We start from the raw sequence: 16,391 nt of genomic DNA on the forward strand, positions 1-16,391 counted from the left end.
AAGTGATGAAGTATGTTGAAAATAGATTCCCGTTTTCACGGGAATGACTCAAAATAATAATGTTCATTACATTCATGCATCGAGCAATAATAGATGGTTGTCTCTGCAAATACTTCTCCACTCTGCCAGAGCATTGACATACCACGTTATCATCTCGATTGGAAATTATCCAATCATCTTAAGTTGGCTGAGCGAACGAACCCAAGGATTGTAACGCCCAAACTCAGGAGGTAACTGTTTTATTGCGACCTGAGCTTGTTTATATTGATCGTAATCGCCAAGGGTAAGCACATACCAATTTAAGCCATTTCGCTTTGTTGTTCTTATTTTAGCGCCTTTTTTCATAGAAAGACGTTTGAAAAACCGTTTGACATCCTCTCGATTGGGGCTGGCTAATAATTGAATAGTATAGCGGCTCGCCCCTGAAGGGAGTACTTTTTTTACTGTTTTAACCGAAGTCGCTTTATTTAAAACCACTTTTTTTATAGATGTTGGTTTATGAGCAGGTAATGTTTTTGGTATGACTACCACCCTGTCTCTAACAACCAGCAAATCATCCGTTCCATCATCAAGCGCAATATCGGTAGCTCGTCTTGGCGAAGGTTGTGCCGGCTCTCTCACCGCTTCGACATACCATGCTGGAAGATGGCTTGCACGATGAGCTAATTCATAACCGATATCAGGCAGTTGACTGATTAAAACAGCAGCCTCATCTCCAGAAGCAGGAACAACAGGCAAGATAGACGGCAAAGGGGGTCTTATTTCAGCAATATAGGGTGCTAAATCCTGCTCGGTTGTTTTTTCGGATGAAGGCAAAAAGTGATGATGCCAAATATAGGAGGAAACAATTAAAGTCATTGCTGCACCAGTCACAAAACCGATATTTTTTACCCGCGACTTATGCTGTGGTTGTGATTTTAGTGGTTCAGGACAGAAGTAATTGATCATTTGATTATTGATACGCGCAATGTTACCCCCTGTGAGCTGATAAAACTGCTCCAGACGTTTCTCAGTCATTGTTTGATCCAGTCGTCTGGGAGCAGGCAGAGAATTCAGAACATAGGTCTTTGTTTCGCTTTCTGTTAACGATCCGGGTTCTAAAGTATGAATTAAGTTCGCCTCCAATTTGTTCAGACTTGCTACCAAAGAAAAATCAGATATAAGACAAAGATGAAAATAACCGTGATCGCCCTGATGTTTTAACTCAAATAAAGCTTCCTGTAAAAAAGCATCAGATAAATTCTGAGCGTCGTCAATAATCATTAATACATGCGATTTCCGTTCGTTAATCTGCCTGACTATATGGGCAAGAGTGGCCTTTGAGTCAATACGCAAATGGAAAGCACTATCAAGCTGAACTAAAAAATCAGCCTGAGAGAAAGGAACTGTTGCTTTCATAAGATGGGATTTTATTTGGGAATCCAGATTGGCCTGCAATAAGTGGCAAAATGTTGTCTTACCTGCCCCTTGTTCGGCTAAAACAGCGATTAAAACATTATTAAACAAGACAAGGTGATTAATATAGTCTATTTTAGTCAACCACGAATCAGGCTTAAAAATCGGTTTGGCAGTTTCATCCTGATTGCCTCGCTCAATCGCCTCATTTTGCATTTGTTAATCTCCTTCGACTGCACTTTGCAATGCTGAACGCAAATTATCCTCTGACACCCCCTCCTGGATGTAACAGTTTCCTATCGCCTTCATCAGTATAAAGCGCAAATTTTTATTTTTAATTTTTTTATCTTGTGACATTAATGCACGTAGCTTAATCAGGTCAATATCTCCTGGAATTCTTGAGGGTAATCCGGCCATCGTGAGTACATTGTCAATCCGATATAATGATTTCTCATCAAGCAGACCTGACCGATGTGATAACATACCTGCACAATACAGACCAATAGCCACCGCTTCTCCATGCAACCAGCGCTTATAACAACTATAAGTTTCAAGCGCATGAGCAAACGTATGCCCCAAATTTAATAAAGCACGTACTCCTTTTTCATACACATCTTCCTGTATAAATTTAATTTTAATCTGACAACATTGGTTAATAATTGCAGGCAATTTGTCAGATCTGGCATCCAAACCTTCTCTTAAAGCATTCTCAAGTAACTCTAAAAACGCCCCACCTGTCAGAAAAGCGTATTTAATTATTTCGGCAAGTCCTGCACGAAACTCCCGCGAAGGTAAGGTTTGCAACGTGTTAAAATCAATGATGGTAGCACCTGGCTGATGAAAACTGCCAATTATATTCTTGGCTTGAGGATGATTAATCGCTGTTTTTCCACCAATAGACGCATCAACCTGAGCAAGTAATGTAGTTGGAATTTGCACACAATGAACTCCACGCTGATAAGTGGCGGCAGCAAAACCGGTGATATCCCCTATCACTCCTCCTCCTAAAGCGATTAAGGTGGTATCACGATGATGATGATGAGCTATTAAAGTATCATAAACAGCAAACAGGCTTTGCTGGTTTTTAAACATTTCACCATCATTCAAAATAACTACATCACATTGTCTGCCTGTCAAAACAGATTTTAAGCTCTTCAGATACAAAGGCGCTATCGTATCATTGGTGACTATCAGTATTTGATCCGAAAGCAAATAACCATGCAGTATTTCTGGATCTGTTAATGTACCATATCCCATAATAATGGGATATTCATAGTCTTGTATACGGACAACCAATTGCTGATGCAAATCAGATTTCACCATAAATATATTTAATAATATTATTTGCAACAGCCTTCACTGTTAATTTATCTGTTTCAAAACTAATATCTGCCAGTTCATCATAAAAAGGCTCACGTTCGTCACGTAACATTTCCAATCGACCTTCGAGGTCATCAGTTTGTAATAAGGGACGTTTAGTATCCCGCTTGGTTCGCTCATATTGTTGTTGCAAAGAAGTTTTAAGATAGATAACAGTACCACGACCAGCCAGGGCATTCCTGTTTTCAGGAGTCATTATTACACCACCGCCCGTTGCCAGCACTATATTGGTTTTTTGCGTTAATTCATCGATTACTTTTTGCTCGCGGCGACGAAAGCCTTCTTCGCCTTCGATATCAAAAATCCATGAAATATCAGCTCCAGCACGCTCCTCTATCACTTCGTCAGAATCATAGAACTCAAGTTTGAGCTCTTTTGCCAAAGTACGGCCTATTGTGCTCTTACCCGCTCCCATCGGCCCTATCAGAAATATATTTCGTACTTTAACTATGCTCATTTTTAATTACATACCCCTTCAACGGAAACCTGGGGAATCACCCCCAGGTTTGATTAACGTAGTACGCATAGGATTAGTTTTCGATTTTAATGAGTACATGCTGACATTTCTACTATCCTATCCAAAAAAATCTTGATTTTTTGGCGAATTTTCAAATATCAGCCACTCAAATCTAATGAGTTAATCCTACTGGCTTACCAAACTTACTCAACTCAACATTGCCTGTGAACACTCAATAGTGTCAACTTAAGAAGAATACCTGCGTTCCACGACCTATCCGTGGAATCCAGAACGCGTGTCAATCCTGTACCTCACGAACAAACCGTGGGACATGGGTAATAAAAATTAGCCTTAAGTTGACGCCCTCATGTGAACACTTCTCATTGTCCTTTAAACATCGCTCCTGACAAATTGTTCGTTATTATCCTAGGAGTAATGAAAATGAGCAACTCCTCATTTCTAATCATTGTAGAATGATTTCTAAACAAATTTCTCACAATCGGTAAATTACCCAGGAAAGGAACACGATTAATCGCATGATGCTTATCCTGCTTATAAATACCGCCTAAAACAATAGTCTGTCCATTATTAACTAAAACACCCGTTTGAATTTCCTTGGTTAAAATAGCGGGTACTCCATTAAATACTTTTACTGATGGTATATCCTGATTAATATGCAAATCCATTAAAATTTTATTATCAGGGGTAATCTGCGGCGTTACTTTCAAGCTTAATACCGCTTTCTTAAAAGCAATTGCCGTTGCTCCACTAGCCGTTGCTTCCTGATAGGGAATTTCTTCGCCCGACTCAATAATAGCCTCTTGTTGATTGGTCGTTATAAGTTTAGGACTTGATATTATTTCTCCTTTTCCTTCACTTTCAAGCGCCGAGAGTTCCAAATCAAGGAGGATTCCATTTCCCAATTTGGCAAGAGCAATTCCGATTGATGCCGGTGATCCGGACAGCGGTGCCGCAGCAAGATCAAGATTTAAACGATCAGCCAAAGGCACAGTATCGGGCGCTTCTGTATTTAACCGGTTGGCTCCTCTTAAGCGCCCACCCAGATGATTCAAATTTGAAATTCCAAAACGTACTCCCAAATCCCTTGTAAAATCTTTGCTCACGTTAACAATATGGGCTTCAATCAACACTTGTTTCACTGGCACATCAAGCTGTTTTATCAGCTTCTTTATCTTTTTAAGGCTGGTATCTGTATCTTGTACCCATATCGTATTCGTTCTGGTGTCTACACTTAGTCGGCCTCGGGACGATAAAAATCCAGCGTTTTGCGCATTCAGTAACATAGCGATATCAGAAGCTCTGGCATAGTTAATTTGTAATAAAACAGAACTTAACGGGGTTAAATTCCCTTTGTTTAATTGTATATTAAACTCTTTTTTTTCATGGTTTATTATTTCGTCAGCAGGCGCTATAAGCGTAACATTCCCTATATTTCGTTTACTTAACGACTGGGTTGTTAAAATAATATCCAAAGCCTGTTCCCAGGGAACATCATCCAGACGAATTGTAATATTACCTGTTACTGTATCACTGACCACGAGGTTTATACCAGTAAATTCCGCCAGTATTTGCAGAACGGCTCTTATCTTAATATCTTGAAAATTTAGAGAAATCCGTTTGTGCTGAACCATTTTAGGCGTCACTCTTTTTACTTGCGCTACAGGTTCAGATAAAAAAGTGGTTTCTGAAAAAACGGCTGTATTATCTTTAGCAAATAAACCACCCCACTCCAGAACGAATAAAAACAGTATGATTTTACGCAAAATTAGCCCCTATTCAGAGGAACTTAAAGTAAGTTCCTTGATTTTCCTTATAGACCTTCCCCCCACATTAACGCTTTCCTCTATCCGAATAAATTTGTCGCTTATTTTTAATATAATATTATTATTTTCTCCTATATAATCTCCATTTTTAACATGAAATACATCCCCACTTTCAGGGCAAATTAAAGCCCATACAACACTTCCTTTTTTTAATACACCAACAAAATGCAAAGATGATAGAGGAAATTGACCCAACGTTTGTTTTTTTACTTCAAATATTTTTTTAAATGGATTAGGGTTGTTTTTATATTTAATATAATGAAAATCAGATAATATTTTTAACGATTTAATTGGCTTTATTGGTAATGTATTTTTAATCTTTATTTTATTAATATAATTCGTTAATTTTTTGTCATTATCTGCATTACAAGACATTAACATTAATGAAATAAATGCCATTAATAATTTATTTATTTTCATGGTTTAATTTTTTATTGATTGATTTATACATTTTTACAGTTAATTTCATCTGTAATAAATCATCTGGTCTTGGCGTAATATTAAAATCAGACCAGGTTACAAGACGACTTAACTGAGCCATATAACTGGAAAATAATGCGAATGACTGATATTCGCCTACTACAATAATGTTAATTCGTTTTTCAATATAAAATTTACGTATTTTTTCTGTTTCCGGAATAAATAATTTGAAAGTAAGACCCGCTTTAATTCCCGCTTGCCAAATGTTATCAAGGATCTGATTCATTTCCTTACTATTAACTAATAATTTTAAAGAACTTCTGTATTCATTATTAAGCAAATTCAACTGTTTATAATAGGCTGTTGTATTGGTTAAATAATATTTTTTTTCAAATTCAGAACGCATCAACCTTTCTTGATTAATTAATGTACTATAGTGCAAATGAGCAGGCCATAAAACTAACCAGCAATTTAAAATAATAATAGCCAAAGGGCCAAGTAATAAATAGTTTTGAACAAAAGGCCATTGGTTAAAATTCTTAAATCTTAAATAAGGAGTAGTCATTTTATTCATATGCCTGAGTTCTTTGCTGAAGAATAAAACTTAATTTAAAAATATTGCCTTCCATATGTTTATTTTTCACCGCCATAACGGCAGGAGATTTCATCCATGGGTTAGATTCCATGCGTTGCGTTAAAAGTGTTATAGCATTCGTTGTCTGCGAAAAACCGGTTATAATTATTTTATTGCCTATCCGCTGTATTTTCGTCAGGTAAATATCTTTGGACATCACTTTAATAATCTCATCAAATAAATGTACCGTTAATAAACGATTGTTATGAATATTTTTTAGAAAAATAAGTCTATGTAGTAACAATTTATTCTTCTTTTTTATTCTTTTTATTGCTTTTTGTTTGTCATTTAATCTATCAATTTCTTTTCTTAGGTACTGATTCTCTTCAACTTGCCTGTTAATATTCGAATGTAATTTATGATTCATGAACAGAACAATACTTACCGCAAAGATTAAAAGGCTTAAAAAAATCCGGATGAATTTCTTTTTTTCTCTCTCACGCGCACGCTTACGCCAAGACAATAAATTAATTTCAACAATCATTAATTATCTCAAAGCCAAACCACAAGATATCAAGAAAGACGGGGCAATTTTTTTAAGCAATTTTAAATTAATATGAGGCGCTATATCCATATACTGAAAGGGATCAACAATAACTGTTTTGGTCTTCATTTCTTCCTGAATCAAACAGGAAATATTCACAATAAACTCTAATTCTCCTGACAGGAAAAAACACTCGATTAAATCGTAATTATTTGTGGATAGGAAATACTGTATCATTCGCTTTATTTGAGACATAATATGCGAATGTTCCTGGGGAAAGGCTAATCCCTCACGAGGAGCAAGCCTGCACTCGAAAAGCTCTTCTTTGGTATAAACTAATTTTCCGTTAGAAAAAACAAGTACATTAATAGAGCATCCACTGATGTTAATGGCAGCTATAATGTTGCTCTTATCCTTGTCTCTATTGATTAATCGGCTAATAATTCGTGCAATTGCATAAGATTTAATATCGACTATTTCAACATTTAGATTATTATAACGTAGGCTCTCAATACGCTTCGAGATATTTTCTCTCCTGGAAGCGACGAATAGCACATCAAGCATACCTGCTTTTTTGCTACTGGACCCAAGCACAGTAAAATCGATGGCAATTTCATCCAAAGAACAGGCTAAATATTTCTCTGCTTCATATCGCACTAACTCTTCAAGTTCCCCATTACTTAATCCCTTAATAAATTGGACAGTTTTGCTAATGACTATTGAATCAGGCAATGCGAGAGCAACACGATGGCAAGATGAATTAATCTGCGTAAGAAGATTTTCAATGCAAGAAGCTAAAATATCAGTGTTTTTAATTGCTCCTGCTTCGATAAGACCAAGAGGAAGAGATCTCTGTCCATAATTTTCCACCCGAAATTGATCCGTTGTTTGACGAGAAATTTCCACAACATTGACTGATGTTGGATTCATATCGATACCCAGCATTGCACAACGCCTGGATCTGAACTGCAGAAACATCATAAGTTCTCCATTAATTTGTTGGACTATATCCTGTTACTGCCAGTGCCTGTTTCCTTAAGCCTCTAACAGCGAAGCAATATTAACTCAGCGCTTGATAAAAAGAAACATTTAACAACTCTTTCTTTATCAAAACAGGAACAAAACCGCATTCCCCCTCCCAAGCCACAACCACCTTTGAGGCCGTCTTTACTTCCAAAGACCTATTCTTCCCATTATCCATCATAACTAGCCCTCCTTCATGGGAAAATTAAATAAATTAAGCACCCAATGTATTTAAAATGGATAAATATTAGTGCCAGAGAATTCAAAACTCATTTTATTTAAGCTTTTTTAGTTTAAAATTCGCAAAATATTATCATTTAGCGTTATAATCAACTTATTTTAAAGCCAGTGGACTTACACTATTTACACCATGAAAAAACCAGCATACTTCTGGCGCAAAGGTTTTTGGGCGCTATCTAGCCTTTTTTTTCTAATTCTCGTCGGTGGAAGCTTGCTTTATCTTTATCTTGAAAGCCAGTTACCTAATGTTGATTCGCTTAAAACTGTTCATTTGCAAGTTCCTTTGCGCATTTACACACAAGATGGTTTGCTCATTCAGGAATATGGGGAGAAAAGACGCATCCCGGTTACCTATGAAGAAATTCCGCCCACGCTCATTCATGCCTTACTTGCTACAGAAGATCAACGTTTTTTTGAACACCCGGGTGTTGATATTTTAGGCTTGGGACGAGCTACTGTCCGCATGATTCAGACTGGCACCAAATCTCAAGGTGGCAGTACTATTACCATGCAGGTAGCTCGTAATTTCTTTCTAAGTCGTAAAAAAACCTTTTTACGTAAATTCAATGAAATTTTACTGGCCATTAAAATAGATCGCGAATTAAGTAAAGAAAAAATACTCGAACTTTATCTTAATAAAATTTACCTGGGTAACCGGGCTTATGGAGTAGGGGCCGCTGCAATGGTTTACTATGGTAAGCCTTTAAAAGAATTAAATCTGGCCGAACTGGCCATGATTGCCGGTTTACCTCAAGCCCCTTCTACTCAAAATCCTATTGCCAACCCTGTTGCCGCCAAAAAACGCCGCGATCATGTGTTAGAACGCCTTCTTGAAGAAAAGTACATTACCGATACACAATATGAAGAAGCAATAAACCAACCCATCACTGCTAAATATCATGGCACTAACATTCAGGTACATGCGCCTTATGTCGCAGAAATGATCCGCCAATCACTTTTTGATCATTTTGGACCCAAAGCATATACTAAAGGCTATAAAGTATATACTACCATTAAAGGTTCGTTCCAAACTGCAGCTAACAAAGCAGTTACTGATAATCTTCTTGCTTACGACCACCGACACGGTTATAGAGGGCCGGTTGCTCATATTAATGATATTGGCGATCAGTCACCCGACGCCTTACACAAAATTCTGGTTCAATATCCTATCATACATGATCTGGAACCCGCTGTTATTTTGTCGGTAAATGAAAAAGAAGTGACTGCTGCTATTCGACATGGTCAAAAATTTACTATTCCCTGGCAAGGTCTGTCCTGGGCCAGACCTGCTCTGAGAAACGGTTGGACAGGCAAAGCACCCACCAACGCAGGACAAGTAGTCCGCGTGGGAGATATCGTTTATGTACGAAACCACAATGATCAATGGGAATTAACTCAGGTTCCTCAAGTAGAAGCCGCGCTAGTTGCTTTAAATCCTAATAATGGAGCTTTGGAAGCATTGGTAGGGGGTTTTAATTTTCAAAAAAGTAAATTTAACCGTGCAACCCAATCCGAAAGACAACCCGGTTCCAGTTTCAAACCTTTTATTTATGCTGCGGCTTTAAATAAAGGATATACTTTGGCGACTCTTGTTAATGATGCGCCTGTCGTGGTAGATGACCCCAGCCAGGCTAATCTCTGGCGTCCTCATAATGATAATCTTACTTTCAACGGACCAACCCGCCTTAAAGACGCGCTGGTTCATTCCCGAAATTTGGTTTCCATTCGCGTTTTGGATGATATAGGCTTTGATTACGCTATTAATTTCATCAGTAATTTTGGATTTCGCAAATCAAGTCTGCCTAAAGCATTGTCGTTAGCGTTGGGTAGTTTATCAGTCAGTCCCATGGACTTGACTATTGCTTACGCCGTATTTGCAAATGGCGGTTTTAAAATTGATCCCTATCTTATTGATCATATTACAGACAATGACGGTAAAATTCTTCTGCAAGCCAGACCGATGGTAGTTTGCAATACTAACTGTGACAATTCAAATATTGATCCCTCTACTCAAGCCCCTCGTGTGATCCCTGCCGATGTTGCCTTTCTAATGAATTCCGCATTAAAAGACGTGATTCAGCACGGCACTGCACACGCGGCAAAAGTGTTAAACCGCTCTGACCTTGGAGGTAAAACCGGTACCACCAACGATCAGGTGGACGCATGGTTTGCTGGCTTTAATTCCGAACTCGTAGTCACGACCTGGGTTGGTTTTGATACACCACAATCCTTACATGAATATGCAGCTAACCTTGCTCTGCCATTATGGATAGACTTTATGAAAAGTGCTCTTGCCAACACTTCAGAATTCAATCTGCCGCAACCACAAAATATAGTGGCTGTTCGAATTGATCCATCCACCGGCTTACTAGCCAGGTACAATCAAACAAATTCTATTATTGAATATTTTCGCGAACAAGAGATCCCTGGCGCTGAAGAATCTTCTGCTCCTTCTCTTTATAGCGATAATTCTTCGGAGTCGCCGGAAAATACAGGCAATCAACCCTTAACGGCAGTGCAGGAAGAGCAGGAGGATCTATTTTAAGTTCGATAAGAACCACCTGGCATTTTATCGACAACGTGCTAGAGCATGAACCTAGGGAGAACATGAGTATAAATCATGGATGAACAATAATTCCTTTTCCTTTTTCACAAATCAACAACAATACGATATGACACATAACTTGAATACTTCAGATCACTTGGCGAACGGTTAACGCTTACTGGTATACGATTATTTTCTATAAAAAGACAGGGATTTTATGACATAATCTTTTTAATACTCCTTAAACCATCATTTGTATAATATGTTTTAATTAAGAAAAGTAATATGGTCTCAAGCAAAGAAAAAATTAAGCGATTACTTATTGTATGCCAGAATTATTATAATCATTTAGATAAAAAAACTATCAGTCAAGGTTGGGATATACTACATACTGTCATGTTAGATTTAGGGAAGGATGAATTAAAAAAAGGGAAAAAACTAACTTCTTTTTCTAAAGTTGAACTCTCTGAATTTAAACAATCAATTGTAATTACCCTAATGGATATATTACATTCCAGTAAGAATGATGATACAAAAATTATATATGTAGATCTTTTTTTGCGTACAAAGAGTAAAGAGTATGGATATATGACTCCCGCTTCTATTTTAGCAACACATCACTCCTCCGTGGGAATGCGATTTTTAGAAAGTATCTTCCATATATTAACATTAGGTGTTTACTCTCAAATTACTAAAGGCACTTTTGCATTTTGGAGGACTGATGGGGAGGTAGCCTTCAATGCTATAAAAGTCATTATAAACACGCCTTGACTTCTATCGAAATTATTATTTTTATTAAGTACAATGCAGGATATCTTCTTATAGTATGAGAAAGGTTTCCTCTTGCTATCACCCAAATATCGCGCTGACATAGATGGTTTGCGCGCCATTGCAATACTATCAGTAGTGAGCTTCCATGCTTTTCCCTTATGGCTAAAAGGGGGGTTTGTTGGCGTCGATATTTTTTTTGTCTTATCCGGTTTTTTAATTAGCAAAATTATTCTGGAAAATCTGGACAAAGGTTCTTTCAGTTTTGCTGAATTTTATTCTCGCCGTATTAAACGTATTTTTCCTGCCCTTATTGTGGTGTTAATAAGTTGCTATCTGTCAGGCTGGTTTCAACTGTTAGGCGATGAATACAAACAACTTGGCAAGCATATAGCAGCAGGGTCAGGATTTATAGCCAATTTTATTTTTTGGCAAGAAGCAGGTTATTTTGATGCCGCCGCAGATACCAAACCTTTATTACACTTATGGTCTTTAGGGATTGAAGAACAATTTTATATTATTTGGCCTTTACTGTTATGGTTAGCGTGGAAAAATAAATTTAATGTGTTGGCTCTGTGTATTACCACCCTGTCACTGTCTTTTGGCTTGAACCTTGTAACTGTTCATCAACATCCTGTAGCAGTTTTTTATTCACCGGCAACTCGTTTCTGGGAACTTTTAATGGGTAGCCTGTTAAGCGTTCTCTCGTTCTATCCCTTACAACGCTGGGATGCCTTATTAACCCGATGTTTCTATCCAAATGCTGAAAAAAGAAAACTATTTAATAATTGCCAGGCTATAGCAGGTTTTCTCTTAATTTCAGCAGCATTACTTTTTATTGACAAAAAACAAGCTTTTCCTGGCTGGCGAGCTTTAATACCGGTATCGGGTACCTGTCTATTAATTGCTGCAGGACCTCACAGCTGGGTGAATCGTAAATTTTTGTCCAATCGTTTATTGGTTTGGTTTGGCTTGATTAGTTTTCCTTTATATTTATGGCATTGGCCTTTATTATCTTTTGCTCGAATTCTCGAATTTGAACTTACAATCAAAGCACGTATCATTATCGTAGGCATTAGCATTGCTTTAGCCTGGCTTACTTATCGATTCATTGAAATACCTGTTCGTTTTAATCACTATCCCCATCGCAAGCTAAAACCAGGATTAATTTTCTTATTAATGTTAACAGGTTTCACGGGTTACAATACTTACAAACATGAAGGTTTCCATTTTCGCCTGAAAGATCGCAGCGAATTTGTCAGTTTTTTTGATAACAACAATCTGAAGTTTGTGATTAACAATGGCATTCTGGAAAAATACAGACACAATTGTGATTTTTATGAAAAAGCACTGCAAGATCCGGAAGGTAATATTGATGCTGAATGCTATACGCCCCAAACAGATCATTCCCTATTTATTTGGGGGGATTCGCATGCACAACATCTCTATCATGGTTTGGCAACTACTCTGCCCAAAGAAATTTCAATATTACAAGTAGCAAGTTCAGCTTGTATCCCACACCTTGTTGATGAAACTAATTCCAATCATGATTTTTGTACCAAAGCCAATAAATTTGCCTTAGAGGTTATTCGTAAACAAAAACCTAAAGTTGTCATTTTAGCTCAGGCACGAGGCCATGAAAAAAATAATGATTTACAGAAAATATCCGCAAAATTAAAACGGCTTGGCGTATCGCGCATTATAATTTTAGGACCAGTCCCTCAATGGGAACCTTATTTATTCAAATTAATCGCCAGAAAATATTGGGAACATACACCCAAAAGAATCGGTACTCATTTAATACCAGAAATTATAGTAAGCGATAAAGCAATGAAGGAAAAATATTCCCAAAATAAAAATAAAGGGGACTATATTTCTCTATTTGATTTTTTCTGTAACAAAAAAGGATGTCTCACTTATTTGGGAAATAATAAGCAAGAAGGACTCATTACTTTTGACTATGGACATCTTTCTCCCTTGGCATCCATTTTTCTTGCTGATTCTTTATTGAAACCTTTAATCATCGCAGAATTCAAACCTGATGAGCTTATTCTTTAAAAAGTTTAAACCAATTGGCTGCAACGTTATGAAATAAATTCGCTTTTTCAGTAGAGGAAAAATTAGCGGTTAGATTTTCATAAGTGTTATAGAGATTAGCAAAACTGCGTGACAGTTTCGCAATAGGCATGTGACTTCCAAACATGCACCGTGTAGTACCAAAAAATTCAATGACACTCAAAATCCATGGTCTTACCTGATTTAACGTCCAATCCATTCCAAAAATACATTCAATTGCTGAGATATCGACACATATATTTTGATACTGGCTTAATCGTTTTATATCTTGCCTCCATTGCTTATAACCTTCTATACTGACATCCAATGGCCATCCCATTACCGCAAGAGTAAAACCAACATTCGGATAACGCTGAATAACATTCATAAGCTCGTTCAACTGCGGTGCAAATACTTCTAGACCACATTTAAAATCATATTTATTTAATACCTCAAGCCCTTTTTGCCAGGTAGGATCAGATAAAAGATTTGGGCGTTTTGCGAAGCGTTTCTTAGGGTTTTCATTATCCCAGACCATGTGTTCGCGTATAGCGGTTACATTGGACAAGCTGCTATAAAACTCCAGTTTCCTCTCCAATGTTGGATCAAGAAAATCAACTATCACTACCATAGATTGAGCTAGACTGGATTGGTTAGCCAAATTTTGTGCCCAGTTTGCTTCTTTAATAGGATCTGTCGATAAAAACTCATGCCAAACAACCCCATCAATTTGATAGTCAAAACTATCTCGTAAGTAATCGTCTAACAAATATTTTCTTGCCATTGTTGAGTAATCACCCACAAACGCAGCATAATTTGCATCGTATTCATTTAGAAAAGGATGCACATTTGCTTTGTTATCATAAAAGTGAATATGTGAATCGATTATTCTGATAGGTTTAGACATCTAATATTCCTTACTTTCTATCAAATTTTGATATATTAGCTCGTCTTATTGCGCCATTTTCTTTAATTACGAAATGCTATAGCCAATCAACTGGCTAAAGCATCGGTCGCTGCAATATATTCATAACCAAGATCACGAGCTACAGCTTCACAGGTGATCATGCCTTTATGAACATTTAGACCATTTAATAAATGACCATCGCTTAATAAAGCTAATTTCACTCCTTTGGTTACCAAGCTCGTGATGAAAGGTAAGGTGGCATTATTTAGCGCAAAAGTTGAAGTGCGTGGAACAGCGCCTGGCATATTGGCTACACAGTAATGTACAACATTATCGACGACATACGTGGGTTCATGATGCGTAGTTGGTCGACTGGTTTCAAAACATCCTCCCTGATCAATAGCAACGTCCACTACTACGGAGCCTGGACGCATAGTTTTTAGCATGCTTCGAGATACCAATTTTGGTGCAGCGGCACCCGGTACAAGAACCGCTCCAATGACCAAATCAGCTTCAGCAACATAATGCTCTAATGCTTCTACCGTAGCAAAAATGGTATTTAACTTTGAACCAAACTGAAAATCCAGTTCACGTAAACGACAGAGCGATTTATCTAAAACAATAACCCGCGCCTCCATTCCCATGGCCATACGCACTGCGTTGGTACCAACCACCCCGCCACCAATTACAACGACATTAGCCGGTGCAACTCCGGGCACACCACCTAATAAAACACCTGATCCACCTTGAGCCATCTCAAGACAATGCGCACCGGCCTGAATAGACATACGGCCGGCCACCTGCGACATAGGAGTCAGTAAAGGAAGTCCTCCATTATTTTGGGTGACCGTTTCATAGGCAATCGCAGTCACCCCTGATTCCTTAAGCAAACGTGTCTGCTGCGGATCGGGGGCAAGATGCAGATAAGTAAATAAAGTTTGTCCTTCTCGCAAACGGTGGCATTCAATAGGCTGAGGTTCTTTTACTTTAATAATAAGTTCAGCGCGCTCAAAAAGTTCATCAGCCGTATCTACAATTTCAGCACCGGCCGTCTGATACTGTTCATCGCTGATACCAATGCCCAAGCCAGCACTTTTTTCAACTAAAACAACACTCCCGGCTCTTACGATTTCTCTTACACTGGCAGGCACAAGACCAACTCGATTTTCCTGAGATTTAATTTCCTTAGGCACGCCAACGAACATAGTTTCATCCTTTTAAAAATTGTTTAGCACCACTGTAAACCAATAATCCTGTCTGTAAAAAATTATTATCCCTGATGAACAGCCTGTTTCTTTTTTAGTTGAGTAATTAATTGGGGAACCACTTCAAACAGATCACCCACCAACCCATAATCCGCCACCTGAAAAATAGGCGCTTCTTCATCTTTATTAATAGCAACAATAGTTTTTGAATCTTTCATGCCCGCTAAATGTTGAACCGCACCCGAAATGCCTACCGCAATATATAAAGCAGGTGCAACTATTCGTCCGGTTTGACCCACCTGATAATCATTCGGCACAAAACCGGCATCGACTGCAGCCCGAGATGCGCCTACAGCGGCATTTAACACATCCGCAAGTTCTTCGATTAATTTAAATTTTTCCTTATCCTGCAAGCCACGACCACCCGACACCACGATTTTTGCGCTACCCAGATCAGGTCGACCCGTACTACTTGATTCCTGTTTAATAAATTGCGTTTTATTTTCCTTTATAACCGCATTCATATGCTCTATAACACAGGAGTTTTGTTCAGCAGTTACGCTATCAAAAGCAGTGGTACGAATAGTTAAAACCTTGATCGCATCCAAAACATGGATTGTTTCAATGGCATTCCCTGCATAGACAGGATGTTCGAAAGTGGATTGGTCAAGGATTCGACTAACATCAGATACTTGTCCCACGCCTAGCTGAGCCGCTATACGAGGTAATACGTCCTTTCCAAAAGTAGTTGCAGGTGCCAATATAGCCGAAAAGGAATCGACCATGGAGATAACTAATTCAGTGATTGTTTCTGCCAGTGGGTGTTCATAAACAATATGATCGACTAACCATACTTCTTTTACGCCAGCTATTTTCGCAACCTGTTCTGCTACACTTTGACATTTATAACCAGCAACTAATACCACCACCTTTTGTTCCAGTTGCAAAGCAGCCGCAAGCGTACTACCTGTTGCAGGATGCATGACCTTATTATTGTGTTCAACGATTACTAAAGTGCTCATAATTAGCTTCCC

General features: G+C 38.0%; 14 protein-coding genes and 1 pseudogene. 3 read left to right on the forward strand and 12 right to left on the reverse strand.

Annotated elements, in window-relative coordinates:
- Window positions 1–165 precede the first annotated feature (165 nt).
- From T345_RS0106710 to T345_RS15010, 9 genes and pseudogenes are all read right to left on the reverse strand, one after another.
- On the reverse strand, window positions 166–1,611 hold the full coding sequence (locus T345_RS0106710; protein WP_028388668.1) for an AAA family ATPase: 1,446 nt from the start codon (window positions 1,609–1,611) through the stop codon (window positions 166–168).
- 3 nt (window positions 1,612–1,614) lie between these two features.
- Window positions 1,615–2,718: a 3-dehydroquinate synthase gene (aroB, locus tag T345_RS0106715; protein WP_028388669.1), complete on the reverse strand. Its 1,104-nt coding sequence runs from the start codon at window positions 2,716–2,718 to the stop codon at window positions 1,615–1,617.
- Window positions 2,705–3,232, reverse strand: coding sequence for a shikimate kinase AroK (gene aroK, locus T345_RS0106720; protein ID WP_035918379.1), 528 nt, complete (start codon window positions 3,230–3,232; stop codon window positions 2,705–2,707). The genes aroB and aroK overlap by 14 nt, the downstream gene beginning before the upstream one ends.
- Before the next feature lie 380 nt (window positions 3,233–3,612).
- Window positions 3,613–4,875: pseudogene (locus tag T345_RS13750) on the reverse strand (type IV pilus secretin PilQ); the annotation flags it as partial.
- 150 nt (window positions 4,876–5,025) lie between these two features.
- Window positions 5,026–5,496, reverse strand: a complete 471-nt coding sequence (locus tag T345_RS14545; protein WP_051555171.1) for a pilus assembly protein PilP — start codon at window positions 5,494–5,496, stop codon at window positions 5,026–5,028.
- The gene (locus T345_RS0106730; protein ID WP_028388671.1) at window positions 5,483–6,070 is read right to left on the reverse strand and encodes a type IV pilus inner membrane component PilO; all 588 of its coding nucleotides are present in this window, start codon (window positions 6,068–6,070) and stop codon (window positions 5,483–5,485) included. The genes T345_RS14545 and T345_RS0106730 overlap by 14 nt, the downstream gene beginning before the upstream one ends.
- Complete coding sequence (locus T345_RS0106735; protein ID WP_028388672.1) at window positions 6,063–6,614, reverse strand: PilN domain-containing protein; 552 nt, start codon at window positions 6,612–6,614, stop codon at window positions 6,063–6,065. The genes T345_RS0106730 and T345_RS0106735 overlap by 8 nt, the downstream gene beginning before the upstream one ends.
- 3 nt (window positions 6,615–6,617) lie before the next feature.
- Entirely contained in the window at window positions 6,618–7,595 is a 978-nt protein-coding gene (gene pilM / locus T345_RS0106740) for a type IV pilus biogenesis protein PilM (RefSeq protein ID WP_028388673.1), read from the reverse strand.
- Between the two features lie 79 nt (window positions 7,596–7,674).
- Window positions 7,675–7,818, reverse strand: a complete 144-nt coding sequence (locus tag T345_RS15010) for a hypothetical protein (protein WP_156935631.1) — start codon at window positions 7,816–7,818, stop codon at window positions 7,675–7,677.
- Window positions 7,819–8,007: 189 nt separating this feature from the next.
- Between T345_RS15010 and T345_RS0106750 the strand changes: the two genes are divergently transcribed.
- From T345_RS0106750 to T345_RS13760, 3 genes are all read left to right on the forward strand, one after another.
- A complete protein-coding gene (locus tag T345_RS0106750) occupies window positions 8,008–10,422 on the forward strand; it encodes a penicillin-binding protein 1A (RefSeq protein WP_028388674.1) in 2,415 nt (804 codons plus the stop codon).
- A gap of 285 nt (window positions 10,423–10,707) precedes the next feature.
- The gene (locus T345_RS0106755; protein WP_028388675.1) at window positions 10,708–11,193 is read left to right on the forward strand and encodes a hypothetical protein; all 486 of its coding nucleotides are present in this window, start codon (window positions 10,708–10,710) and stop codon (window positions 11,191–11,193) included.
- Window positions 11,194–11,265: 72 nt separating this feature from the next.
- Entirely contained in the window at window positions 11,266–13,248 is a 1,983-nt protein-coding gene (locus T345_RS13760) for an acyltransferase family protein (protein WP_035918381.1), read from the forward strand.
- Here T345_RS13760 and T345_RS0106765 read toward each other — a convergent pair.
- From T345_RS0106765 to T345_RS0106775, 3 genes are all read right to left on the reverse strand, one after another.
- Window positions 13,238–14,152 carry an amidohydrolase family protein gene (locus T345_RS0106765; RefSeq protein ID WP_028388676.1) on the reverse strand — a complete coding sequence of 305 codons (915 nt, stop codon included), beginning with the start codon at window positions 14,150–14,152 and terminating at the stop codon, window positions 13,238–13,240. The genes T345_RS13760 and T345_RS0106765 overlap by 11 nt on opposite strands.
- A gap of 86 nt (window positions 14,153–14,238) precedes the next feature.
- On the reverse strand, window positions 14,239–15,357 hold the full coding sequence (gene ald / locus T345_RS0106770) for an alanine dehydrogenase (RefSeq protein WP_028388677.1): 1,119 nt from the start codon (window positions 15,355–15,357) through the stop codon (window positions 14,239–14,241).
- Between the two features lie 65 nt (window positions 15,358–15,422).
- Window positions 15,423–16,379, reverse strand: coding sequence for an electron transfer flavoprotein subunit alpha/FixB family protein (locus T345_RS0106775; RefSeq protein WP_028388678.1), 957 nt, complete (start codon window positions 16,377–16,379; stop codon window positions 15,423–15,425).
- Window positions 16,380–16,391: the final 12 nt, after the last annotated feature.

The organism is Legionella fairfieldensis ATCC 49588 (genome assembly GCF_000621525.1).
GTDB lineage: Bacteria > Pseudomonadota > Gammaproteobacteria > Legionellales > Legionellaceae > Tatlockia > Tatlockia fairfieldensis.

Excerpts from the sequence above, each read along its gene's own strand:
- T345_RS0106775 (WP_028388678.1), bottom strand. The coding sequence starts at position 16,379 with ATGAGCACTTTAGTAATCGTTGAACACAATAATAAGGTCATGCATCCT.
- T345_RS0106710 (WP_028388668.1), bottom strand. The coding sequence starts at position 1,611 with ATGCAAAATGAGGCGATTGAGCGAGGCAATCAGGATGAAACTGCCAAA.
- T345_RS0106750 (WP_028388674.1), top strand. The coding sequence starts at position 8,008 with ATGAAAAAACCAGCATACTTCTGGCGCAAAGGTTTTTGGGCGCTATCT.
- pilM (WP_028388673.1), bottom strand. The coding sequence starts at position 7,595 with ATGATGTTTCTGCAGTTCAGATCCAGGCGTTGTGCAATGCTGGGTATC.
- T345_RS14545 (WP_051555171.1), bottom strand. The coding sequence starts at position 5,496 with ATGAAAATAAATAAATTATTAATGGCATTTATTTCATTAATGTTAATG.
- aroK (WP_035918379.1), bottom strand. The coding sequence starts at position 3,232 with ATGAGCATAGTTAAAGTACGAAATATATTTCTGATAGGGCCGATGGGA.
- T345_RS0106765 (WP_028388676.1), bottom strand. The coding sequence starts at position 14,152 with ATGTCTAAACCTATCAGAATAATCGATTCACATATTCACTTTTATGAT.
- T345_RS15010 (WP_156935631.1), bottom strand. The coding sequence starts at position 7,818 with ATGATGGATAATGGGAAGAATAGGTCTTTGGAAGTAAAGACGGCCTCA.
- T345_RS0106755 (WP_028388675.1), top strand. The coding sequence starts at position 10,708 with ATGGTCTCAAGCAAAGAAAAAATTAAGCGATTACTTATTGTATGCCAG.
- ald (WP_028388677.1), bottom strand. The coding sequence starts at position 15,357 with ATGTTCGTTGGCGTGCCTAAGGAAATTAAATCTCAGGAAAATCGAGTT.
- T345_RS0106730 (WP_028388671.1), bottom strand. The coding sequence starts at position 6,070 with ATGAATAAAATGACTACTCCTTATTTAAGATTTAAGAATTTTAACCAA.
- aroB (WP_028388669.1), bottom strand. The coding sequence starts at position 2,718 with ATGGTGAAATCTGATTTGCATCAGCAATTGGTTGTCCGTATACAAGAC.
- T345_RS0106735 (WP_028388672.1), bottom strand. The coding sequence starts at position 6,614 with ATGATTGTTGAAATTAATTTATTGTCTTGGCGTAAGCGTGCGCGTGAG.